Genomic DNA, 22105 nt, shown 5'->3' on the forward strand with positions numbered 1-22105 from the left:
CCGTGCGCACAGGCCGCATCCCGGGTTGCAGAAGGCCCTGCCGTTTCCGCACCGATCTGGCATTTTGCATGATGCTCAGACGTTGCCTACAAGCCAACCGCCTGATTTTTAAGGAAGTCATGTTTTGACACAAAGTGGCACAGCCCCTGCACGGCCTTACCTGAGAACGGACCTCCTCCTCAGATAAAGGCGTCGAATCATGATTACACCTGCCGACTACCCCACCAACGACCCCAATCGCTCCGGAGTTTCCTGGGCCGCGATCTTCGCAGGCGCAGCAGCGGCGGCGGCCTTGTCCCTGATCCTGGTGGTACTGGGGACAGGATTGGGCCTGGCCGCTACCTCGCCTTGGGCCGACGAAGGCGCCAGCGCCAAGGCGCTTGGGATTTCGACCATCATCTGGCTATTGATCACACAAATATTGGCCTCGGGCCTAGGTGGTTACATCGCCGGTCGCCTGCGGGTGAAATGGGCCAACCTGCACGGTGACGAAGTGTATTTCCGGGACACTGCCCATGGCTTCCTGGCCTGGGCGGTTGCCACGCTAGTGGCCGCCATGCTGGTGCTGGGTACCGCTGGCAACTTGCTGGGTGCCGGCGCTACCGCTGTGTCCGGGGTGGCTACAACTGCCGCTGCGGGCGTGGCTGGCAGCGACAGACAGGGCAAAGACCCGATGGGTTACTTCGTCGATAGCCTGTTCCGTGGTCAAGGCCCGGTGGCAGTAAGTGACGATGCGGCAAATGGTGTGGCAGCCCGCATTCTGACCCGCTCGCTGGCCCAGGGCGGCGCGCTCTCGCCGGAGGACCGGACCTACCTGGCCCAGGTAGTGGCCCAGCGCACTCGCCTGACACAGCCCGAGGCCGAAGCACGCGTTGATCAGGTCTATGCACAACTGCAGCAGGCCAAGGTCGAGGCCAAGCAAGCCGCGGACGCTGCGACCAAGGCCGCCGCCTGGACGGCGTTGTGGACTTTCGTCGCCCTGCTTTGCGGCGCCTTCTTCGCCAGCCTGGCGGCACTGTTCGGCGGCCGGCAGCGTGATCGGGTGCAGTGGCTCGAAGCCAGTCCGGCGGACTACAACCCGCGCCACGCCTCTGCACCGATCCGATAACCCGCACAGGAACAAGGAGAATTGTCATGCGCTCATTATTGCTGTGGATGCTCGGGGTCCCTATTCCGGTGATCATCCTGATTGCATTGTTCATGCACTGAGAAATGAAAACGCCGCCCGAAAGGGCGGCGTTTTCATTGGCGCATACAGCTACAGGAACTGCTCGGCGTAGTGGCACGCCACCTGCCGCGTACTCACTTGGCGCAACGCCGGTACTTCCTTGGCGCATCGCTCGGTCGCGTACGGGCAACGTTTGTGGAACGCGCAACCGTCCGGCGGATTCAACGGGTTGGGCAACTCACCGGCAATGCGGATCTTCGGCTTCAGCGGGTCCGGGTGGATCGCCGGGGTGGCCGATAGCAGCGCCTGGGTATACGGGTGCAGCGGCTTGTCGTAGATGTCCTGCTTGGGCCCCATTTCCGCCGGCCGGCCGAGGTACATCACCAGCACCTGGTCCGCCACATGGCGCACTACCGCCAGGTTGTGGGAGATGAACACGTAGGCGGTGTTGAATTCCTTCTGCAGGTCCATGAACAGGTTCAGCACCTGGGCCTGGATCGACACGTCCAGCGCAGAGGTGGGTTCGTCGGCCACCAGTACCTTGGGTTGCAGCATCATCGCCCGGGCCAGGGCGATACGCTGGCGCTGGCCGCCGGAGAACATGTGCGGATAACGCTGGTAGTGCTCGGGGCGCAGGCCCACCTGCTCCATCATCTTCTGCACTTTCTCGCGGCGTTCGGTCTTGCTCAGCGAGGTGTTGATCAACAGCGGTTCGGCGAGCTGGTCGCCGATCTTCTGCCGCGGGTTGAGCGAGGCGTAGGGGCTCTGGAACACCATCTGCACGTCACGGCGCAGCTGTTTGCGCTGGTCCTTGCTGGCGCCCTTGACCTCGTGGCCGGCGATTTGCAGCGAACCTGAGGACGGCTCCTCGATCAGGGTCAGGGCACGCGCCAGGGTCGACTTGCCGCAGCCGGATTCACCGACCACGGCCAGGGTCTTGCCGGCCTCCAGTTCGAACGACACGCCGTTGAGCGCCCGCACCAGCGCATGGCCCTTGAACAGGCCGCGGGAGACTTCGTAGTGGCGGGTCAGCTCACGAGCGGAAAGTACGACGGCCATCACGCCACCTCCTGGTTCAGCGGATAGAAGCAACGCACCAGGCTGTGGGCCTGGGGATCAAGGGCCGGGCGCTGCCGGCGGCAGTTTTCCTGCACATAGGGGCAGCGTGGCGACAGCAGGCAACCCTGCGGGCGGTCATAGCGCCCCGGGACGATGCCGGGCAGGGTGGCCAGGCGTTCGGCGCCGATGCTGTGCTCGGGAATGGCCGCCAGCAGCGCTTCGCTGTACGGGTGGGCGGGGATGTCGAACAGCTCCGGCACCTGGCCGACTTCGACTGCTTGCCCTGCGTACATCACGCACACGCGCTTGGCGGTTTCGGCGACCACGGCCAGGTCGTGGGTGATGAGAATGAGCGCCATGTTGCGCTCTTTTTGCAGGTTGACCAGCAGCTCCATGATCTGCGCCTGGATGGTCACGTCCAGCGCGGTGGTCGGTTCGTCGGCGATCAGCAGTTTTGGCTCGCCGGCGATGGCCATGGCGATGGCCACGCGCTGGCTCATGCCGCCGGACAGCTGGTGCGGGTAGGCGTCGAGGCGGCTTTCGGCGGCCGGGATCTCGACCTTCTTCAGCAGCTCCAGCGCACGCTGACGCGCTGCCTTGCCCTTGAGGCCCAGGTGCTGGCGCAGCACTTCCTCGATCTGGTAGCCCACGGTATAGCTGGGGTTGAGCGCGGTCATCGGGTCCTGGAAGACCATGGCGATGTCCTTGCCCACCACCTTGCGGCGCTGGCGGCCGCTGAGCTTGAGCATGTTGGTGCCGGCGAAGTCGAGCACGTCCGCGGTGATGCGCCCGGGGGCTTCGATCAGCCCCATCAGGGCCATCATGGTCACCGACTTGCCCGAGCCCGACTCGCCGACGATGGCGAGGATCTCGCCGGCATCCACGCTCAGGTCGAGGCCGTCCACCACGGGCACGGCATTGGCGTCGCCGAAGCGCACGTTCAGGTTGTTGATCTGCAACAGTGACATGGCGATCTCCTCAGGCGGCGTTCTTGAGTTTCGGGTCCAGCGCGTCGCGCAGGCCGTCGCCCATCAGGTTGATTGCCAGCACACTGAGCAAAATGGTCAGGCCGGGCAGGCTCACCACCCACCAGGCGCGTTCGATGTAGTCGCGGGCCGAGGCCAGCATGGTGCCCCACTCGGGGGTTGGCGGCTGCACGCCGAGGCCGAGGAAGCCCAGGGCCGCAGCGTCGAGGATTGCCGAGGAGAAGCTCAGGGTGGCCTGCACGATCAGCGGCGCCATGCAGTTGGGCAGCACGGTGACGAACATCAGCCGCGGCAGCCCGGCACCGGCCAGGCGCGCGGCGGTGACGTAGTCGCGGTTCAGTTCGCCCATCACCGCGGCGCGGGTCAGGCGCACGTAGGACGGCAGCGAGACGATGGCGATGGCGATCACGGTGTTGATCAGGCCTGGGCCGAGGATGGCGACGATGGCCACGGCCAGCAGCAGCGAGGGCAGCGCCAGCATCACGTCCATCAGGCGCATGATCGAGGGGCCGAGGATCTGCGGGAAGAATCCGGCCAGCAGGCCCAGCAGGATGCCTGGGATCAGCGACATCACCACCGACGACAGGCCGATCAACAGCGACAGTCGGGCGCCCTGGATCAGCCGCGAGAGCAGGTCGCGGCCCAGTTCGTCGGTACCGAGGATGAACTGCCAGGTACCGCCTTCGAGCCATACCGGCGGTGTGAGCAGGAAGTCGCGGTATTGCTCGCTGGGGTTGTGCGGCGCCACCCAGGGGGCGAACAGGGCGCAGAACACCACCAGGCACATGAACGCCAGGCCGGCCACCGCGCCCTTGTTGCGCGAGAAGGCCTGCCAGAATTCTTTGTACGGCGAGGGGTAGAGCAAGCTTTGGTCGACCACGCTGGGCGGGGTGACGGATTTTGGAATCGGGCTGGTCATGGCGTAGTCCTCAGCGCTGATGACGGATGCGTGGGTTGGCCAGGCCGTAGAGGATATCCACGACGAAGTTGACCAGAATCACCAGGCAGGCGATCAACAGGATGCCGTTCTGGACCACGGGGTAGTCACGGGCACCGATGGCCTCGATCAGCCATTTGCCGATGCCCGGCCAGGAAAAGATGGTTTCGGTGAGCACGGCGCCGGCCAGCAGTGTGCCGACCTGCAGGCCGAACACGGTGAGTACCGGGATCAGCGCGTTGCGCAGGCCGTGGATGAACACCACGCGCGACGGCGACAGGCCCTTGGCGCGGGCGGTACGGATGTAGTCCTCACGCAGCACCTCAAGCATCGACGAACGGGTCATGCGGGCGATTACCGCCAGCGGAATGGTGCCCAGCACGATGGCCGGCAGGATCAGGTGCATCACCGCGTCCTTGAACGCGCCTTCCTCGTCGCTGAGCAGGGTGTCGATGAGCATGAAGCCGGTCTTCGGCTCGATGTCGTAGAGCAGGTCGATGCGCCCGGAGACTGGCGTCCAGCCCAGGCTCACCGAGAAGAACATGATCAGGATCAGGCCCCACCAGAAGATCGGCATCGAGTAGCCGGCCAGGGAGATGCCCATCACCCCGTGGTCGAACAGCGAGCCGCGCTTGAGCGCGGCGATCACCCCGGCCAGCAGGCCGATGACCCCGGCGAACAGCAGGGCGGCCATGGCCAGCTCCAGGGTGGCCGGGAACAGGGTGAGGAATTCGTTCCATACGCTTTCACGGGTGCGCAGGGATTCGCCCAGATCGCCCTGGGCGAGCTTGCCGACATAGTCCAGGTACTGGGCCGGCAGCGGCTTGTTCAGGCCCAGGCGTTCCATGGCCTGGGCATGCATTTCGGGGTCGACCCGGCGTTCGCCCATCATCACTTCGACGGGGTCGCCGGGGATCAGGCGTATGAGCGCGAAGGTCAGCAGGGTGATACCGAAGAAGGTCGGAATCAGCAGACCCAGGCGTCGGGCAATAAAACTCAACATTGTCAGGGGTACCTCATCAGCCGGAAACGGCGCGCCGCCGGGGCCTCTTGCACAAGGTCCGGCGGCTGTTGTTGTTCTACTTCACCTTGGTGGTGGCGAAGTTGTTGTTGGTCAGTGGGTTGATCACATAGCCTTCGACGTTCTCGCGCATGGCGGTGAACATTTTCGGGTGGGCCATGCTGATCCACGGCTGGTCTTCATCGTACACCGCCAAGGCCTCGTTATAGAGCCTGGCGCGTTCATCGTTGTCGATCACTTCGCGGGCGCGGGTGATCAGGTCCTGGAACTTCTGGTTGCACCAGCGGGCATAGTTCTCGCCGCTTTTCACCGCGTCACAGCTGAGCATCGGCGTGAGGAAGTTGTCCGGGTCGCCGTTGTCGCCGGCCCAGCCCGCCGACACCAGGTCGGCCTCGCCCTTCTTGGCGCGCCGCAGCATCTCGGCCCACTCCATCACACGGATGTCGAGCTTGATGCCGATCTTGGCCAGGTCCGACTGCAGCATTTCGGCGGACAGGCGCGGGTTGGGGTTGGTCGGGCCGCCGCCGTTGCGGGTGAACAGGGTGATCACCGTGCCCTCCGGCACACCGGCTTCCTTGAGCAGGGCGCGGGCCTTGTCGAGGTCGTGGGGCGGGTTCTTGTTGTCGGTGTTGTAGCCGATCATGGTCGGCGGATACGGGTTGACCCCAACCAGGGCGTTGCCCTTGCCGAACAGCTGGTCGACGTGGGTCTGGCGGTCGAAGGCCATGTCGATCGCCTTGCGCACGCGCACATCGCTCAGGTACTTGTGCTGGGTGTTCATCGAGATGTAGCCGGTAACCAGCGCCTCGATCTCGGCGACCTTGAGTTTCGGGTCGGTCTTGATCCCCGGCACGTCGTCAGGCTTGGGATACAAGGCGATCTGGCATTCGTTGGCGCGCAGTTTCTGCAGGCGCACGTTGCTGTCGGTGGCGATGGCGAAGATCAGCGCGTCGGCGGGCGGCTTGCCACGGAAGTAGTCCGGGTTGGCCTTGTAGCGGACGTTGGCGTCCTTGTTGTAGCGCTGGAACACGAACGGGCCGGTGCCGACCGGCTTGCTGTTGAGGTCGCCGGTCTTGCCGGCCTTGAGCAGCTGGTCGCCGTACTCGGCGGAGTAGATCGAGGTGAAGGCCATGGCCAGGTCCCGCAGGAAAGGCGCTTCCGGGCGGGTCAGGGTGATCACCACGGTGTGATCGTCGGTCTTCTCGACCGACTTGAGCAGGTCCTTGAAGGCCATGCTCTCGAAGTAGGGGTAGCCGACGCTGGTCTTGTCGTGCCACGGATGGTCTTTCTTCAGCTGACGGTTCAGGCTCCACAGCACGTCATCGGCATTGAAGTCGCGGGTGGGCTTGAAGTAGTCGGTGGTGTGGAACTTGACGCCTTCGCGCAGGTGGAAGGTGTAGACCAGGCCGTCGGGGCTGACGTCCCAACTGGTGGCCAGGGCCGGCTGGATCTCGGTGGTGCCGGGCTTGAAGTCGACCAGGCGGTTGAAGATGGCCTCGGCCGTGGCGTCGGCGGTGACGGCGGTGGTGTACTGGACGATGTCGAAGCCTTCCGGGCTGGCTTCGGTGCACACCACCAGCGGCTTGGCCGCCAGATTCGATGCGGCGCCCAGGATGACGGCTGCCAGGGCAGCGCGTAGCGGTAGCGATTTCATGGAACCTCCCTGCAGTGCTAGTTCCAGCGTAGCCGCCACGGCCCGTGGGGAGGCGGGCCGTGGCGCCAACGGTCAGAGGATGTTGAACGGAATGGTGGTGACGACACGGAACTCGTCGAGACTGCCGTCGCTCTGCGCCTTGCTGGCACGGTGGGCGGTATAGGTGGCGCGGATGGTGGTGTCCTTCAGCATGCCGCTCTGCACCGCGTAGCTGGTGCCGATGCCCCACTCGTAGTGGTTCTCGCCGTCCTGGCCCCGGACGTCATAGGCGGTGCCCTTGTAGTGGGTACCGTCGATATCCCAGCCGCGGGCGTTGTAGACGTTGAACTTCAGGCCTGGCACGCCATAGGGCGCCATGTTCAGCACATAGCTGATCTGCAGCGATTTCTCGTTCGGGCCGTTGAAGTCCGACAGCAGGGAGTTGGCCAGGTAGATGCCGTTGGTCTCATGCAGGTAGTCGAAGTACTCGTTGCCGTTGACCTGCTGCCAGGAGGCGGTGAGGGTGTGGGCCTGGTGGGTCAGGCCGAACGACAGGCTGTAGGTGTCGTTGTCGATCTCGCCCATCTTCTTGCTGCCTTCGTCCACGGTCTTGTAGTAGTTCAGACCGGTGGTCAGGCTCAGCACCGCGCTGTCGCCCAGCACGTGGTTGGCGCCGAAGTAGTACTGGTTCCAGAAGTCGTCGACCTTGGTCGCGTAGAGGCTGGTGGTCAGGCTCTTGAGCGGCTGGTAGTTGATGCCGACGGTGCTGGCTCGGTCGGTCTCGACCCCGGCGGCGCCGTACTCGCTGCGGAACTTGCTCAGGCTCTGCTCGGTACGTGGCGAAACGCGGTCGAAGGTACCCACGTCGAACGACAGGTTCTCGAACTCGGCGCTGTGCAGGAACGCGCCCTGGAAGCTCGATGGCAAGGCACGGTTACCGATGTAGGCGATCATCGGCGTGTCGACCGACTGGCGACCGACGGTCAGCGTGGTGTTGGAGATGCGCGCCTTGACGTTGCCCAGGCCCATCTTGCTCCACTGGCCGATCGGGTCGCCGTCGCTGTGGGTCAGGGTACGGTTGTTCGGGCCGGCCACGGCGGCGCGGCCCTGCTCGAGGGCGATGGCATTGTAGGCGGCGGCCTCCACCGCAAAGCCGACGGTGCCTTCGGTGAAGCCCGAGCTGTAGTTGAGGATGGTGCCCTGCAGCCAGTTGTCGCGGCTGTGGGTGTCGTGGCGGGTGCCGTCGCCCTTGGTGTACTTCCACAGCGGCGCGCGGGTGGCGCGTTCGCGGGCATACCAGTTGCGGGTGCTGCCGGACAGGCTCTGGCCATCGATGAAGCCTTTGGCTTCGGCCTGTTCGCTGCTGGACTTGAGCGCGAACGGCACGAAGTCCTGGCTTGCGGGTTCGGCCTGGGCGAGGGCGCAGAAGGCGCCGACGGACAAGGCCAGTGCGGTGGTTGTGGTACGAATCAACATGAAAGCTCCCTGATATTTTTCTAGTTATCACCCGGCCTTGTGAGCCGGGCTTGTCACGGTGACGCGGTACTGCAGTGTCTGCCTGGGGGTTGCCAGGCAAATCCGGGCTGCACGCTGGCGCGGGAGTGGGTCGCACTCCCGTCCGGACGTTGCAGGGTCAATCGATGCTGACGCCGGAGAAAACGTTGCGTCCGAAGGGGCTGACCTTGAAGTCTTTCACGCTGATGCTCAGCGGCTGGTTGACCGTGGAGTGCGCGACCGGGGTGATCGGCACCTGTTGCTTGAGACGTTGCTGGGCTTGTTCGTAGAGGCTGGTGCGCTGGTCTCGGTCGGTGACCTGCTTGGCTTTTTTCACCAGCGCGTCGTATTGCGAATCGCACCACAAGGAGTAGTTGTTGCTGCCGATGGCGTCGCAGCTGAACAGGGTGCCGAGCCAGTTGTCCGGGTCACCGTTGTCGCCGGTCCAGCCGATCAGGGCGATGTCATGCTCGCCGCTCTTCATGCGCTTGAGGTATTCGCCCCATTCGTAGCTGACGATGCGCACCTTGAAACCGAGCTTGCTCCAGTCGGACTGGAGCATTTCGGCCATCAACTTGGCGTTGGGGTTGTAGGGGCGCTGTACCGGCATGGCCCACAGGGTGATCTCTGTGTCTTCCTTGACCCCGGCCTGCTTGAGCAGCTGCTTGGCTTTTTCCGGGTCGAAGGGGGCGTCCTTGATCGATTTGTCGTAGGACCACTGGGTTGGCGGCATGGCGTTGACGGCTGTCTGGCCGGCATCCTGGTAGACCGCCTGGATGATCGCCTGCTTGTTCACCGCCATGTCCATGGCCTGGCGCACTTCCAGCCGGTCGAAGGGGGGGTGCTGGGTGTTGTAGGCGATGTAGCCAAGGTTGAAACCGGGTTGCGTCATTACCTGCAGCTTGCCGTCTTCCTTGAGCGCGGGCAGGTCGGCCGGGCGTGGATGCAGGGTGATCTGGCACTCGTTGCGGCGCAGCTTCTGGATGCGCACCGACGGGTCGACGTTGATCGAGAACACCAGGTTGTCGATCTTCACCCGGTCAGGTGCCCAGTAGTCCTTGTTGCCCTTGAAGCGGATCTGCGAATCCTTCTGGTAGCGCTGGAACACGAAGGGGCCGGTGCCGATCGGCTTCTGGTTGATATCGCTGGCCTTGCCGCCGGCCAGCAGGTGGTCGGCGTACTCGGCGGAGAGAATCGAGGCGAAGGCCATGGCGATGTTCTGCAGGAACGCGGCGTCGACCTTGTTGAGGGTGAAGACCACGGTGAGCGGATCGGTCTTCTCGACCTTGGCGATGTTCTTGTCCAGCCCCATGCTGATGAAGTACGGGAATTCGGTGGGGTAGGCCTTGCGGAAGGGGTGGTCCTTGTCGAGCATGCGGTTGAAGGTGAACAGCACGTCGTCGGCGTTGAAGTCGCGGCTGGGCTTGAAGTCCTTGTTGCCATGGAACTTCACCCCGGGTCGCAGGTGGAAGGTGTACTTCAGGCCGTCCTCGGACACCTGCCAGTCGGTGGCCAGGCCCGGCTGCACGGCGGTGCCGCCACGCTCGAACTCGACCAGGCGGTTGTAGATCGGTTCGGCGGCGTCGTTGTCGGTGGCCGCGGTGTACTGGGCGGTGTCGAAGCCCGCCGGGCTGCCTTCGGAGCAGAACACCAGGTTGTTGGCGAGGCTCGCGGGAGCCTGGCTCAGCAGGCCGAGGGCAAGCAGGGTGGAGCTCAGTGTGGTCAGGCGCATGGCAGGTCCTTTGTCCGTGTTTTCAGGCAGCGGCAGGCAAAACGCGGCTGCTGCATCCCGGTCCTGACGATAGATGCGCCAGAATGCGGGAACCAGGGTTCGCTACTGATTTGGGTGCGGGAGCGTTCCGGCGAACACTAGGGAATTGCCCTGCGTATCGCCCGATCATGTCACCGCCCCGCCGCCAAACGCTGGCGGGGCGGTCACGACCGTTACTTGTCCACGCTGACCCCGTAGAAGGAGTTCAGGCCGAAGGGGCTGATCTTGAAGTCCTTCACTTTCGCGCTCATGGGCTGATACACGGTGGAGTGGGCGATCGGGGTGATCGGCACCTGCTCCTTGAGGATATGTTGCGCCTGCTTGTACAGCTCGGTGCGCTTGGCCTGGTCCGAGGTCGCCTTGGCTTGCTTGATCAGGTCGTCGTAGGGCTTGTAGCACCACTTGGAGAAGTTGTTGCCGTCCATGGCATCGCAGCCATAGAGCGTGCCCAGCCAGTTGTCCGGGTCACCATTGTCGCCGCTCCAGCCAATCAGCATGGCGCCCTGCTCGCCGCCCTTGGAACGCTTGATGTACTCGCCCCATTCGTAGCTGACGATCTTGGCCTTGATGCCGATCTTGGCCCAGTCGGACTGGAGCATCTCGGCCATCAGCTTGGCGTTGGGGTTGTAGGGGCGCTGCACCGGCATGGCCCACAGGGTGATCTCGGTACCCTCCTTGATGCCGGCTTCCTTGAGCAGTTGCTTGGCCTTCTCTGGGTCGTACGCGGCGTCCTTGATGGTGTCGTCATAGGACCATTGGGTCGGCGGCATGGCGTTGACCGCCAGCTGGCCGGCACCCTGATACACCGATTCGATGATCTGCTGCTTGTTGACCGCCATGTCCAGGGCTTGGCGGACCTTGAGTTGGGACAGGGGATTCGCTTCGTTGCTGCCCTTGATCTTGTCCATCACGTTGTAGGCGATATAGCCGAGGTTGAAGCCGGCCTGGTCGGGCATCTGCAGCTTCTTGTCTTCCTGCAGCGGCTTGATATCGGCCGGACGCGGGAACAGCGTCACCTGGCACTCGTTCTTCTTGAGTTTCTGCATGCGCACCGAGGCGTCGGTGCTGATGGCGAAGATCAGGTTGTCGATCTTCACTTCTTCAGGATTCCAGTAGCTCTTGTTGCCAGTGAAGCGAATGTTCGAGTCTTTCTGGTAGCTCTTGAACACGAACGGCCCGGTGCCGATGGGCTTCTGGTTGATGTCGGCGGGCTTGCCCTGCTTGAGCAACTGGTCGGCGTATTCGGCTGACTGGATCGAGGCGAAGTGCATGGCCATGTTCTGGATGAACGCGGCGTCGACCTGGGCGAGGGTGAACTTCACCGTGTGGTCGTCGAGTTTTTCCACCTTGGCGATGTTCTTGTCCATGCCCATGTCGGTGAAGTACGGGAACTCGGTGGGGTAGGCCTTGCGGAAGGGCTGGTCCTTGTCGAGCATGCGGTTGAAGGTGAACAGCACGTCGTCGGCGTTGAAGTCGCGGGTCGGCTTGAAGTAATCGGTGGTATGGAACTTGACGCCTTCACGCAGGTGGAAGGTGTAGGTCTTGCCGTCATCGGAGACGTCCCAGCTGGTGGCCAAGCCCGGAATGACCTTGGTGCCGCCGCGTTCGAATTGCGTCAGGCGGTTGAAGATGGTCTCGGCGGAGGCGTCAAAGTCGGTTCCGGTAGTGTATTGCCCCGGGTCGAACCCGGCCGGGCTGCCTTCGGAGCAGAACACCAGGTTGGATGCGGCGAGGGCGGAGGGAGCGCCGGCTAGCAAGCCTGCACCTACCAGGAACGGAATGACTGCGTGTTTGAGCATGGTGGCCTCATTGTTGTCATTTTTCGAATTGAGGCGGCCTCGTGAGCCGACCTGCGGATACTTATGCAGGGGGTATTCCCAATGCAACACTCAGCAGGATGGTTGACGGCAAAAACGTGGTACGGACGTACATGGATGTCGCATCCATATAACTTTGGCGAATGTTGATCGTTTGCGAGGGGGAAAAGGGCGAAAATTTCAGGATATTTCGCACTTTATGTGACAAGCAGACGCACCCGTTTGGTGCGTAGGAAAGGTCTGAAACTGCTGTCAGAGACGGTTTTGACCGCCTCTGACATCCGGTTGAGTGGGTCAGGGCACCTGGACTTCGATCAGGCCATCGGCACTCATGCTCACTTCGCTGGTTCCGGCTTCGATATCCGGCGCCGGCGCGGATTCATCGGCGGCGCCCTTGGCCATCATCGCCATTGGCGCGTTACGCAGGTAAGGGCGCGGGTAACCGCTGCTGTTGAGGTTCAGGCTGACCACCTTGTAGCCTTTGCCGCCCAGGGCATCGGTGGCCAGTTGGGCACGCGCCTTGAAGGCGGCGACGGCATCCTTGAGCAACTCGTCTTCATTGGACTTGCGTGTGGCCGGGGCAATGGAGAAGTCCATGCCGCCCATCTTCAGGTCTTGCAGCAGGTCACCGGTGAGCTTGGACAGGGCCGGGAAGTCGGCGCTTTCCAGGCGCAGTTCGGCGCGTTCGCGCCAGCCGGTGATCTTCTGGCCCTTGGTGTCGTAGATCGGGTAGCTGTTGCGGCTGCCCTGGCTGATCTTCACGTCCTTGACCTGGCGGGCCTGCTGCACGGCCTTGTTCATGGTTTCGGTGATCTCCTTGGCCAACTTGCCCGGGTCGGTGTTCTGCGCTTCGCTGTACAGCGTCACGACCATCAGGTCACGCGCCACTTCCTTGCTGACTTCGGCACGCAGCGACACCTGGTTGTAGCGTGGCTCGTCGGCCGCCAGGGTCGGCAGGCTGGCGAGCATGCCGCAGGACAGGGCAACGGCGGCGGCGCCGCGACGGGTAATGTGCATGTGGAACTCCTTGGCAGGGTAAGGCGTGGGTGAGCAGATCCGTTCCACGCATGGCCGATCAGACCGGTGACAGTGTAGAGGGTTCAAAAGTGCCATCATGAATCTATGACAAAGTGTGGCGCTTTGCCGCATCGCTGCAGTGGAGCGCCCGGCTTCGGTATACTCCAGCCGATTTTCCTGGAGCACTCAATTGGGAGAGCTCATGCTCGCCGTCGCACATCCGTTGTCCGCCACACGCCAGAACCTCTGGCGCCTGACCTTCATCCGCATTCTCGTCCTGGCGGCCCAGGCCGGCTCGGTAGGCGTGGCCTACTGGACCGAGCTGCTGCCGCTGCCGTGGTTCTCGCTGGCAGTCACGCTGGCCCTGTCGTCGCTCCTGTGCGCGTTCACCGCCCTGCGCCTGCGCCTGTCGCTGCCGGTCACCGAACTCGAGTACGCCCTGCAACTGGCCTGCGACCTGCTGATCCACAGTGCCCTGCTTTATTACTCGGGCGGTTCGACCAACCCCTTCGTCTCCTATTACCTGGTGCCGTTGGCCATCGCCGCGGTCACCCTGCCGTGGATCTACTCGTTGGTGCTCTCGGGTATCGCCCTGGTCGCCTACAGCCTGTTGCTGGTGCAGTACTACCCGCTGGAAACGCTGCCGCTGGCGCGCGATACCATGCAGGTCTACGGCATGTGGCTGAGCATCGCCCTGGCCGCCGGGGTGATCACCTTCTTCGCCGCGCGCATGGCCGAGGAGTTGCGCCAGCAAGAGAACCTGCGCGCCGAGCGTCGGGAAGAAAGCCTGCGCGACGAGCAGTTGCTGGCCGTGGCCACCCAGGCCGCCGGCGCCGCCCACGAACTGGGCACGCCGCTGGCGACCATGAGCGTGCTGCTCAACGAAATGCGCCAGGACCACGCCGACCCGCTGTTGCAGGAAGACCTGCAGATCCTTCAGGACCAGGTCAAGCTGTGCAAGGAAACCTTGCAGCAACTGGTGCGCGCTGCCGAGGCCAACCGGCGCCTGGCGATCGTTGAGCAGGATGTCACCGCCTGGCTCGACGAGGCGCTCAACCGCTGGCACCTGATGCGCCCGGAAGCCAGCTACCGCTTCCAGCGCCTGCGCGACGGCGTGGTGCCGCGGCTGACGCCGCCGCCGGACCTGACCCAAGCCCTGCTGAACCTGTTGAACAATGCCGCCGATGCCTGCCCGGACGACCTGGAGGTGCGCCTGGATTGGGACGCCCAGGACATCGTCATCAGCATCCGCGACCATGGCCCCGGCGTGCCGCCGGCCATCGCCGAAGCGATCGGCAAACCTTTCATTACCACCAAGGGCAAAGGCTTCGGCCTGGGCCTGTTCTTGAGCAAGGCCAGCGTGACGCGTGCGGGCGGTTCGGTGAAACTCTATAGTCATGAGCAGGGTGGCACCCTGACCGAATTGCGCCTGCCCCATGGCAAGCGAGGAGATGCATGATGAGCGAAGAAAACCAGGTCGAAGGCGAAGAGCTGCCGCACCTGCTGCTGGTGGATGACGACGCCACCTTCACCCGGGTGATGGCCCGGGCGATGTCGCGTCGTGGGTTCCGTGTGAGCACCGCGGGTTCCGCCGAGGAAGGCTTGAAACTGGCCGAGCAGGACCTGCCCGACTACGCCACGCTGGACCTGAAGATGGAGGGCGACTCGGGCCTGGTGCTGTTGCCCAAGCTGCTGGAGCTGGACCCGGAGATGCGCGTGGTGATCCTGACCGGTTACTCGAGCATCGCCACGGCGGTCGAGGCAGTCAAGCGCGGGGCCTGCAACTACCTGTGCAAACCGGCCGACGCCGACGATGTGCTGGCGGCGCTGCTCTCGGAGCATACCGACCTGGACACGCTGGTGCCGGAAAACCCGATGTCGGTGGACCGCCTGCAGTGGGAGCACATCCAGCGCGTGCTGGGCGAGCACGAGGGCAATATCTCCGCCACGGCGCGGGCGCTGGGCATGCACCGGCGCACCTTGCAGCGCAAGCTGCAGAAACGTCCGGTCCGACGCTGAAGTCCACTGGGGGCGCTGCGCGCCCATCGCCGGCAAGCCGGCTCCCACAAGGATCATCGATGCCCTGTGGGAGCCGGCTTGTCGTGGCGACGAACCGCGACGAAAGGGCCACGTAGTGGCCCCCTGCGTTTTGTCAGGCTTTTTCTCCCGAGCGGTCAACCCGTACCGCCAGCTGTCCTGCTCCCGATGGTGCCTCGAACGCCACCTGTCCGCCTGCCGGCACTTTCGCCCGGCCAATCACCTTGCCATCACGCAGCAATTCCAGCGGCATGCCTTCCATCGACTGGCCCGAAGCCAGTTCCAGTTTGACCTTGATATTCATCGGTGACCTCCTTGTCACGCGTTGCGATCGATATAGAGAGTGGTCTTGCCGTCCAGGCTGGCAATCAGCTCCGGTGAACCTCCGCGGAACTGGCGGAACAGGTTGCGCCCGCGTTGCTTGCCGTCCGCCGGCACCTGCACGCTCGGGTGGAACTGGTCGGTGAGCTCGGCATAGCCGCTCCAAGGGCCAATGTACGACTCGTTGAGGTGGTCGGTGATGCTGAAGGCATAGCGCACCGCATTGCCCCGTTGCCAGTTCAGGCCATCGGGTTCACGACGCTCCCAGCCGGTGATTACCGGCGAGGTGGCAGGGGCATCGATGAAGCCGGTGGGCTTGTTCGGCTTGTAGTCCTTGAGCAGCAGGTAGGTACTCCAGCCCCACCAGTCGCCGATGCGGTTGCGGTCGTTGAGGTCGTTGACGTCCTTGCGCCGCAGCACCGCCTTGCCGTCCTGGAAGTACAGCGGGGCGAAGTTGCCGGGCACCAGGTCCTGTTCGGCGGCGTGCAGGTCGGGCGCCAGGCGCAGGGCCGAAAAGTCCTTGGCCTGGGGTACGTGGCCCTCGGCGAAAGCCTGGAACACTTCATCGGCCGAGCGCTGCACGGCGCGCGCCACTTGACGACGGTTGGCCACATCGACGCTGTCGAAGTAGCGCTTGTCGCCGTAGGCGCGCCATTGCTCGCCCTCGGCATTGCGCACGGCCAGGCCGTACTTGCTGTCCTCGTCGTGCATGAAGCGCGAGATCAGCGAGCCGACGTCGCTCGGCGTGACGGTGTCGGCCAGGGCCTTGCGCGGTACCCGCAGGTGGCCGGCGGAGAACAGGTCGGTGAGGAAGTGGTCGGCGAAGGCGTTCATCGCATAGGCCAGTTGCAGGTCGCGTTCGGCGCCGCTGGCGCGGGCTTTCAGCGCCTGTTGCAAGGCCGCGGCGTGGCCGGCCTGGTAGGCCAGCAGCGCCCAGGGGCCGAAGTGGTCCCAGTTGCTGGCGGCCAGCTTCAGGTAGCGGCCCAAGGGGAACAGGTCGGAGGCGAAGCTGCCGCCGCCGGTGATGCGGTTCCAGCGTGCCGACAGGCTGTCGCCCAGTGCGTCATAGGCTTCATGGGGCTGACGGCCGTCCTTGATGGCCTGGTTGGCTGCGCGGATTTCTTCCTGCATGACCGCGAGGATCTGTTCGGCTTCCGCCTTGGCCGCCGGCAGGCGCGCCAGGGAGTCGAACGCCTGGATGAAGCGCTCGACTCGTTCGGCGTCGTTGCCGCCATCGGCAATCGGGCGCTCGGGCACCCCATAGAAGTCGCCGCCCAGGGCGATTACCTGGCCATAGGTCAGGTTCAGGCCGTTGGGCAGCGGCAATGGTGACTGATGGGCGGGGGTGCCTGGTTGGCCTGTCTCGTAACGCAACAGGGTGTTGTCGCCGATGGCGGTGTGTTCTGCGCCTTCGAAGAATAGCTCCGGGCCGCGCTGCGCAGCGTTGCCGCCAGCCGACGGTGGCGCAGGGCGGTGATACTTGAGGGTGTGGTGGCCGTGCATGACCAGCACCAGATGGCTGTCGGGGCCGGGCAGGGCGATGCCGTGCTCATCGAACAACTGGTCGAGGTCAGCGACCACCAGCGTGGCCTGGGCTTTCATGGCCGCAGGCGCTGTTTGCATTCCTGACATGATTTGCTCCTTGCAATGTCTGGATAATCCATTTTTATACTGTATGCATATACAGTAATATGCATCATATGCAGGAAATTTCCTACGTCAAGCCCCCTTTGTGCTGGCATCTGGCAGCTGTGGCGGGCGCAAGCCCCCGGCTCTCACGTATGATTGCCCTCCTAACCGCATTTCCCGGGACCACGTTGCATGCTCGCCCTTCTCATCCAGACACTGAACATCACGGCACCTGTATTCGCCATGCTGTTCATGGGCGTGCTGCTCAAGCGCATCCGCTTGATCGACGACAACTTCAACCGGGTCGCCTCCAAGCTGGTGTTCAACGTGTGCATGCCGGCGCTGCTGTTCCTCGGCATCTACCACGCCGACCTGGCGTCGGCGGTAAAACCAGGGGTGATGCTCTACTTCGTCGGCGCGACGCTGGCATGCTTCGGCCTGGCCTGGGGCCTGGCGATCTGGCGCTGCCCGCGGGCCGACCGCGGCGTCTACACGCAAGGCGCGTTTCGCGGCAACAACGGCGTGATCGGCCTGGCACTGGCGGCCAGCCTGTATGGCGACTACGGTATATCCCTCGGCGCGGTGCTGGCCGGGCTGGTGATCCTCATGTACAACTCGCTGTCGGCGGTGGTACTGGCGGTGTACAGCCCGGACCTGAAGTCCGACCCGTGGAGCATCTGCAAGAGCATCTTCAGCAACCCGTTGATCCTCAGCGTGCTGGTGGCAACACCCATGGCCTACGGCCAGGTGCCGCTGCCCAACTGGCTGCTGACCTCCGGTGACTACCTGGCCCAGATGACCCTGCCGCTGGCGCTGATCTGCATCGGCGGCACCCTGTCGCTGGCGGCCCTGCGCGACAGCGGCAGGCTGGCCGTCGATGTCAGCCTGGTGAAGATGGTCTGGCTGCCGCTGCTGGGCACCCTGGGTGCCTGGCTGTGCGGGTTCCGTGGTGCCGAACTGGGCATCCTGTTCCTCTACATCGCCAGCCCCACTGCGGCGGCCAGCTATGTGATGGCGCGGGAGGCCAACGGCAACCATGAACTGGCGGCGTCAATCATCGTGATCACTACACTGATGGCCGCCGTCACCACGAACATCGGGATTTTCTTCTTGCAATGGGGTGGATGGATCTAGTGTGGTGTTTCACAAATAACGACCATAACTCGAGGCTTTTTATTGGTCGTATTTGCAAAACACCACACCAGCTCAGTTGCAAGCAAAACCAATAACACTGCCTCACCTAAAGGACACTTCATGCAAGACCAGAGCACGCCCGAGCGCTTGCAGCGCGGGCTGAAGAATCGTCATATCCAGCTGATCGCGCTGGGCGGGGCCATCGGCACCGGGCTGTTCCTGGGCATCGCCCAGACCATCCAGCTGGCCGGCCCGTCGGTGCTGCTGGGCTACGCCATCGCCGGCCTGATGGCCTTCCTGATCATGCGCCAGCTGGGCGAGATGGTGGTCGAGGAGCCGGTTGCCGGTAGCTTCAGCCACTTCGCGCACCAGTACTGGAGCGAGTTCGCCGGTTTCGTCTCGGGCTGGAACTACTGGGTGGTGTATGTGCTGGTCGGCATGGCCGAGCTCACCGCCGTGGGGATCTATGTGCAGTACTGGTGGCCGGACTTCCCGACCTGGGCCACTGCGGCGATCTTCTTCGTGGTGATCAACGCCATCAACCTGACCCAGGTGAAGGTATATGGCGAAATGGAGTTCTGGTTCGCCCTGGTCAAGGTGGTGGCCATCGTCAGCATGATCGGCTTCGGCGCCTGGCTGCTGAGCAGCGGCCACGGCGGGCCGGATGCCAGCGTCGCCAACCTGTGGCAGTACGGCGGCTTCTTCCCCAATGGCGTCACCGGGCTGATCATGGCCCTGGCGGTGATCATGTTCTCCTTTGGTGGGCTGGAGCTGGTGGGTATCACCGCCGCCGAAGCGGCCAACCCGCGTGAGAGCATCCCGAAGGCGACCAACCAGGTGGTCTATCGCATCCTGATCTTCTACATCGGCGCGCTGGCCGTGCTGTTGTCGCTGTACCCCTGGCAGAAGGTGGTGCAGGGCGGCAGCCCGTTCGTGATGATCTTCCATGAACTGGACAGCGACCTGGTGGCGACCATCCTCAACATCGTGGTGCTGACCGCCGCGCTGTCGGTCTACAACAGCTGCGTGTACGCCAACAGCCGCATGCTGTTCGGCCTGGCCACGCAGGGTGACGCGCCGCGCCAGCTGCTCAAGGTCAGCCGCCGTGGCGTGCCGCTCACCGCGCTGGGTGTATCGGCGTTCGCCACCGGCCTGTGTGTGCTGATCAACTACCTGATGCCGGGCGAGGCCTTTGGCCTGCTGATGGCCCTGGCGGTGTCGGCGCTGGTGATCAACTGGGCGAGCATCAGCATCACCCACCTGAAGTTCCGCAAGGCCAAGCTGGCGGCCGGCATCACGCCATTCTACAAGAGCCTGTGGCACCCGCTGAGCAACTACCTGTGCCTGGCGTTCATCGTGCTGATCCTGGTGGTGATGTACCTCACCCCGCCAATCCGTATCTCGGTGATGCTGATCCCAGCGTGGATCGCCGTGCTGTGGGTGGCCTTCCGGATGAAGAAGGCACGTCAGGCCTGATTTGGCCTGTTGCGGTTTCAGGGGCATCTCTTTTACGGCCTTGGATGCGAGGATTGTTGACCGCATCAGGGCCACCAGGTGTCCGCCGCGAGCTTTGCAGTGCCTATGAGATCGAGCGCCGCCCGCGCGGCGCATCGCTGGCAAGCCAGCTCCCACATTTGTTTCGGGCCAGTTATGCCTGCGCCGCCGCGGCTGTACGCCTTGTGGGTACGACGCGGTTTCAGCGTGGGCACTATTGATGTCCCACCTGTCTCAAGGCACGCGTCAAGGCGGGCAGCGACGACTTCACAGGACAGACTGGCCCGAAACAGATGTGGGAGCTGGCTTGCCAGCGATGCGCCGCGCGGGCGGCGCTCGATCTCATAGGCGCTGCAAGAGTTACGGCGGGCACCTGGCGGCCGTGATGCGCTCAACAACCTTTGCGCCCGAAAGACCTTGGAAGGGATGGGCTTCAAGGTGCTGTCACAAGGCCCCCTGAAGCCAATAAGACAACAACCGCACCTTGCTCCCTGTTTACCAACCCGCTATCGTCAAGCAATTCATCCGATGACTGGACGTAAACCCCCCGTGACCCCGCTCATCAAACGCAGCCTGGTAGAACAAGCCGTAGACCAGCTCCGCGCGCGCATCGCCCAGGGCACCTGGTCAGTAGGCCAGCGCCTGCCCACCGAACCAGAGCTGGCCAGCGACCTGGGCATAAGCCGCAACACCGTGCGTGAGGCCATGCGCGTTCTGGCTTTCAGCGGCCTGGTGGAAATCCGCCAGGGCGACGGCAGCTACCTGCGCACCGCCGTGGACCCGCTGCAGGCCGTGCAGGTGATGTCGCGCTGCGCCGTCGAACACGCCCGCGAAACCCGCCATATCCTTGAAACACAAGCCATCGGCCTGGCCGCGTTGCGCCGCACCGAAGCCGACCTGCAGGCACTGCGCGAAGCCCTGCAACACAGTGCGCAGCACTACCACGGCGATGTGGATGCCTATGTCGAATGCGACCTGGTCTTCCACCAGCGCCTGGTGGATGCCGCCCACAACCCGGCCTTGAGCGAGCTGTACCGCTATTTCTCCGGCGTGGTCGGCGCGGCCCTGCAGCACAACATGACGACCGTCCCCCGTTGCCAGGCCGTGTTCGACCTGCACGGGCAGATCCTCGACGCCCTCGAACAACGCGATCCGGAGCGGGCCAAGCACCTGAGCCGGACCCTTATCGAATCCTGACCACGAGAAGGCCATGGCCGAACAACTGACCCGCAACACCGCACACCGCGAGGCGGACCTCGAAGAACTGCTGATCGACGCCGAGGCCGACGATGAGCAAGTCCAGCAACAGCCCGTGGTGCTGCGCCGGCCCTGGCTGTTGCTGCTGGGCCTGGTACTGGTGGCGCTGAACCTGCGCCCGGCGCTGTCGAGCATGTCGCCCGTACTCGGGCAGGTGTCCGAAGGGCTGGGGCTCAGCGCATCGCAGGCGGGGCTGCTGACCACCTTGCCGGTGCTGTGCCTGGGGCTTTTCGCGCCGCTGGCACCGATCCTGGCACGACGCTTCGGCAGCGAACGGGTCATCCTCGGCATCTTGCTGACCCTGGCGCTGGGCATCCTGGTGCGCAGTGCCCTGGGCGCCACCGGCGTGTTCCTCGGCAGCCTGATGGCGGGTGCGAGCATCGGCATCATCGGCGTGCTGTTGCCCGGCATCGTCAAACGCGATTTCCCACAACATGCAGGCACCCTGACCGGCGTCTACACCATGGCGCTGTGCCTGGGCGCGGCAATGGCCGCGGGTGCCACGGTGCCCTTGACCCGCCACTTCGATGACAGCTGGGCGCTGGGGCTGGGCTTCTGGGTGCTGCCGGCGTTGCTGGCGATGCTGGTGTGGCTACCCCAATCCCACCAGGGGCATGGCGTGCACAAGGTGGCCTACCGGGTGCAGGGCCTGTGGCGTGACCCGCTGGCATGGCAGGTGACCCTGTACATGGGCCTGCAGTCGTCGCTGGCCTACATCGTGTTCGGCTGGTTGCCGTCGATCCTGATCGGCCGTGGGCTGAGCCCGACCGAGGCGGGGCTGGTGCTGTCCGGCTCGGTGATCGTGCAACTGGTCAGTTCGCTGAGCGCGCCATGGCTGGCGACGCGCGGCAAGGATCAGCGCCTGGCCATCGTGGTGGTGATGCTGGTGACCCTGGGCGGGCTGTTCGGCTGCCTGTACGCGCCGCTGGAAGGGCTGTGGGGCTGGGCGATCCTGTTGGGGCTGGGCCAGGGCGGCACCTTTGCCCTGGCGTTGACCTTGATCGTGCTGCGCTCCAAGGACGCCCATGTGGCGGCCAACCTGTCGAGCATGGCCCAGGGCGTGGGCTACACCCTGGCCTCGATGGGGCCGTTCGCGGTGGGGCTGGTGCATGACCTGACCGGGGGCTGGGGCGCGGTGGGCTGGATCTTCGCGGTACTGGGGATCGGTGCCATTGTGTTCGGCTTGGGTGCCGGGCGTGCGTTGCATGTGGGGGTGGTCAGCGAGCGGGTCTGAGGTCTGCTGGCAGCTGGTTCGGGCTTCGGCACCATTCATGGCGCAAATGGCTGTGGCGCCAAAGCCGGGCCCGGACTATCTTGCGCTTCTCGAGCC

At 64.1% G+C, this 22105-nt stretch carries 18 protein-coding genes; 7 read left to right on the forward strand and 11 right to left on the reverse strand.

What is annotated here, in order from left to right:
- The first annotated feature begins 199 nt into the window (after positions 1-199).
- The gene (locus LOY42_RS04900; protein ID WP_258599941.1) at positions 200-1108 is read left to right on the forward strand and encodes a hypothetical protein; all 909 of its coding nucleotides are present in this window, start codon (positions 200-202) and stop codon (positions 1106-1108) included.
- 150 nt (positions 1109-1258) lie between these two features.
- On the opposite strand, the gene LOY42_RS04905 is transcribed toward LOY42_RS04900, so the two are convergent.
- From LOY42_RS04905 to LOY42_RS04945, 9 genes are all read right to left on the reverse strand, one after another.
- Positions 1259-2227: a peptide ABC transporter ATP-binding protein gene (locus tag LOY42_RS04905; protein WP_102684915.1), complete on the reverse strand. Its 969-nt coding sequence runs from the start codon at positions 2225-2227 to the stop codon at positions 1259-1261.
- Positions 2227-3195 (reverse strand): ABC transporter ATP-binding protein, encoded by a 969-nt coding sequence (locus LOY42_RS04910; protein ID WP_046854275.1) that lies wholly within the window; start codon positions 3193-3195, stop codon positions 2227-2229. The genes LOY42_RS04905 and LOY42_RS04910 overlap by 1 nt, the downstream gene beginning before the upstream one ends.
- 10 nt (positions 3196-3205) lie before the next feature.
- Entirely contained in the window at positions 3206-4132 is a 927-nt protein-coding gene (locus tag LOY42_RS04915) for an ABC transporter permease subunit (RefSeq protein WP_046854276.1), read from the reverse strand.
- 10 nt (positions 4133-4142) lie between these two features.
- Positions 4143-5153: an ABC transporter permease subunit gene (locus LOY42_RS04920; protein WP_028689623.1), complete on the reverse strand. Its 1011-nt coding sequence runs from the start codon at positions 5151-5153 to the stop codon at positions 4143-4145.
- 76 nt (positions 5154-5229) lie between these two features.
- A complete protein-coding gene (locus LOY42_RS04925) occupies positions 5230-6825 on the reverse strand; it encodes an ABC transporter substrate-binding protein (RefSeq protein ID WP_139669017.1) in 1596 nt (531 codons plus the stop codon).
- A 72-nt stretch (positions 6826-6897) separates the two neighbouring features.
- Entirely contained in the window at positions 6898-8280 is a 1383-nt protein-coding gene (locus tag LOY42_RS04930) for an OprD family porin (protein WP_372241206.1), read from the reverse strand.
- A 157-nt stretch (positions 8281-8437) separates the two neighbouring features.
- Positions 8438-10030 carry an ABC transporter substrate-binding protein gene (locus tag LOY42_RS04935; RefSeq protein ID WP_198755469.1) on the reverse strand — a complete coding sequence of 531 codons (1593 nt, stop codon included), beginning with the start codon at positions 10028-10030 and terminating at the stop codon, positions 8438-8440.
- Between the two features lie 212 nt (positions 10031-10242).
- Positions 10243-11868: an ABC transporter substrate-binding protein gene (locus LOY42_RS04940; protein WP_102684912.1), complete on the reverse strand. Its 1626-nt coding sequence runs from the start codon at positions 11866-11868 to the stop codon at positions 10243-10245.
- A 312-nt stretch (positions 11869-12180) separates the two neighbouring features.
- Positions 12181-12903, reverse strand: coding sequence for an SIMPL domain-containing protein (locus tag LOY42_RS04945; RefSeq protein ID WP_139669021.1), 723 nt, complete (start codon positions 12901-12903; stop codon positions 12181-12183).
- A gap of 202 nt (positions 12904-13105) precedes the next feature.
- On the opposite strand from LOY42_RS04945, the gene LOY42_RS04950 reads away from it, so the two are divergent.
- Positions 13106-14362: an ATP-binding protein gene (locus tag LOY42_RS04950; RefSeq protein ID WP_102684910.1), complete on the forward strand. Its 1257-nt coding sequence runs from the start codon at positions 13106-13108 to the stop codon at positions 14360-14362.
- Complete coding sequence (locus tag LOY42_RS04955; protein ID WP_023632665.1) at positions 14362-14922, forward strand: response regulator transcription factor; 561 nt, start codon at positions 14362-14364, stop codon at positions 14920-14922. Before LOY42_RS04950 ends, LOY42_RS04955 begins: the two co-directional genes overlap by 1 nt.
- Positions 14923-15055: 133 nt before the next feature.
- On the opposite strand, the gene LOY42_RS04960 is transcribed toward LOY42_RS04955, so the two are convergent.
- Both LOY42_RS04960 and LOY42_RS04965 read right to left on the reverse strand, forming a co-directional pair.
- Positions 15056-15244: a hypothetical protein gene (locus LOY42_RS04960; RefSeq protein ID WP_102684909.1), complete on the reverse strand. Its 189-nt coding sequence runs from the start codon at positions 15242-15244 to the stop codon at positions 15056-15058.
- 14 nt (positions 15245-15258) lie between these two features.
- Positions 15259-16893 (reverse strand): phospholipase, encoded by a 1635-nt coding sequence (locus tag LOY42_RS04965; protein ID WP_139669023.1) that lies wholly within the window; start codon positions 16891-16893, stop codon positions 15259-15261.
- A 189-nt stretch (positions 16894-17082) separates the two neighbouring features.
- Between LOY42_RS04965 and LOY42_RS04970 the strand changes: the two genes are divergently transcribed.
- The 4 genes from LOY42_RS04970 (at position 17083) to LOY42_RS04985 (ending at position 22009) form a co-directional block, all read left to right on the forward strand.
- Positions 17083-18024: an AEC family transporter gene (locus LOY42_RS04970; RefSeq protein WP_139669025.1), complete on the forward strand. Its 942-nt coding sequence runs from the start codon at positions 17083-17085 to the stop codon at positions 18022-18024.
- 120 nt (positions 18025-18144) lie between these two features.
- A complete protein-coding gene (locus LOY42_RS04975) occupies positions 18145-19500 on the forward strand; it encodes an amino acid permease (RefSeq protein WP_046854285.1) in 1356 nt (451 codons plus the stop codon).
- Positions 19501-20046: 546 nt separating this feature from the next.
- Positions 20047-20715: a FadR/GntR family transcriptional regulator gene (locus LOY42_RS04980; protein WP_110699894.1), complete on the forward strand. Its 669-nt coding sequence runs from the start codon at positions 20047-20049 to the stop codon at positions 20713-20715.
- 13 nt (positions 20716-20728) lie between these two features.
- A complete protein-coding gene (locus LOY42_RS04985) occupies positions 20729-22009 on the forward strand; it encodes an MFS transporter (RefSeq protein WP_139669027.1) in 1281 nt (426 codons plus the stop codon).
- Positions 22010-22105 lie beyond the last annotated feature (96 nt).

This window comes from Pseudomonas sp. B21-023 (assembly GCF_024749165.1).
Taxonomy (GTDB): domain Bacteria; phylum Pseudomonadota; class Gammaproteobacteria; order Pseudomonadales; family Pseudomonadaceae; genus Aquipseudomonas.

Coding starts and splice junctions, on each gene's coding strand:
- LOY42_RS04935 (WP_198755469.1), bottom strand. CDS start 10,030: ATGCGCCTGACCACACTGAGCTCCACCCTGCTTGCCCTCGGCCTGCTG.
- LOY42_RS04965 (WP_139669023.1), bottom strand. CDS start 16,893: ATGTCAGGAATGCAAACAGCGCCTGCGGCCATGAAAGCCCAGGCCACG.
- LOY42_RS04970 (WP_139669025.1), top strand. CDS start 17,083: ATGCTCGCCCTTCTCATCCAGACACTGAACATCACGGCACCTGTATTC.
- LOY42_RS04980 (WP_110699894.1), top strand. CDS start 20,047: ATGACTGGACGTAAACCCCCCGTGACCCCGCTCATCAAACGCAGCCTG.
- LOY42_RS04975 (WP_046854285.1), top strand. CDS start 18,145: ATGCAAGACCAGAGCACGCCCGAGCGCTTGCAGCGCGGGCTGAAGAAT.
- LOY42_RS04905 (WP_102684915.1), bottom strand. CDS start 2,227: ATGGCCGTCGTACTTTCCGCTCGTGAGCTGACCCGCCACTACGAAGTC.
- LOY42_RS04900 (WP_258599941.1), top strand. CDS start 200: ATGATTACACCTGCCGACTACCCCACCAACGACCCCAATCGCTCCGGA.
- LOY42_RS04925 (WP_139669017.1), bottom strand. CDS start 6,825: ATGAAATCGCTACCGCTACGCGCTGCCCTGGCAGCCGTCATCCTGGGC.
- LOY42_RS04930 (WP_372241206.1), bottom strand. CDS start 8,280: ATGTTGATTCGTACCACAACCACCGCACTGGCCTTGTCCGTCGGCGCC.
- LOY42_RS04915 (WP_046854276.1), bottom strand. CDS start 4,132: ATGACCAGCCCGATTCCAAAATCCGTCACCCCGCCCAGCGTGGTCGAC.
- LOY42_RS04960 (WP_102684909.1), bottom strand. CDS start 15,244: ATGAATATCAAGGTCAAACTGGAACTGGCTTCGGGCCAGTCGATGGAA.
- LOY42_RS04910 (WP_046854275.1), bottom strand. CDS start 3,195: ATGTCACTGTTGCAGATCAACAACCTGAACGTGCGCTTCGGCGACGCC.
- LOY42_RS04945 (WP_139669021.1), bottom strand. CDS start 12,903: ATGCACATTACCCGTCGCGGCGCCGCCGCCGTTGCCCTGTCCTGCGGC.
- LOY42_RS04950 (WP_102684910.1), top strand. CDS start 13,106: ATGCTCGCCGTCGCACATCCGTTGTCCGCCACACGCCAGAACCTCTGG.
- LOY42_RS04955 (WP_023632665.1), top strand. CDS start 14,362: ATGAGCGAAGAAAACCAGGTCGAAGGCGAAGAGCTGCCGCACCTGCTG.
- LOY42_RS04920 (WP_028689623.1), bottom strand. CDS start 5,153: ATGTTGAGTTTTATTGCCCGACGCCTGGGTCTGCTGATTCCGACCTTC.
- LOY42_RS04940 (WP_102684912.1), bottom strand. CDS start 11,868: ATGCTCAAACACGCAGTCATTCCGTTCCTGGTAGGTGCAGGCTTGCTA.
- LOY42_RS04985 (WP_139669027.1), top strand. CDS start 20,729: ATGGCCGAACAACTGACCCGCAACACCGCACACCGCGAGGCGGACCTC.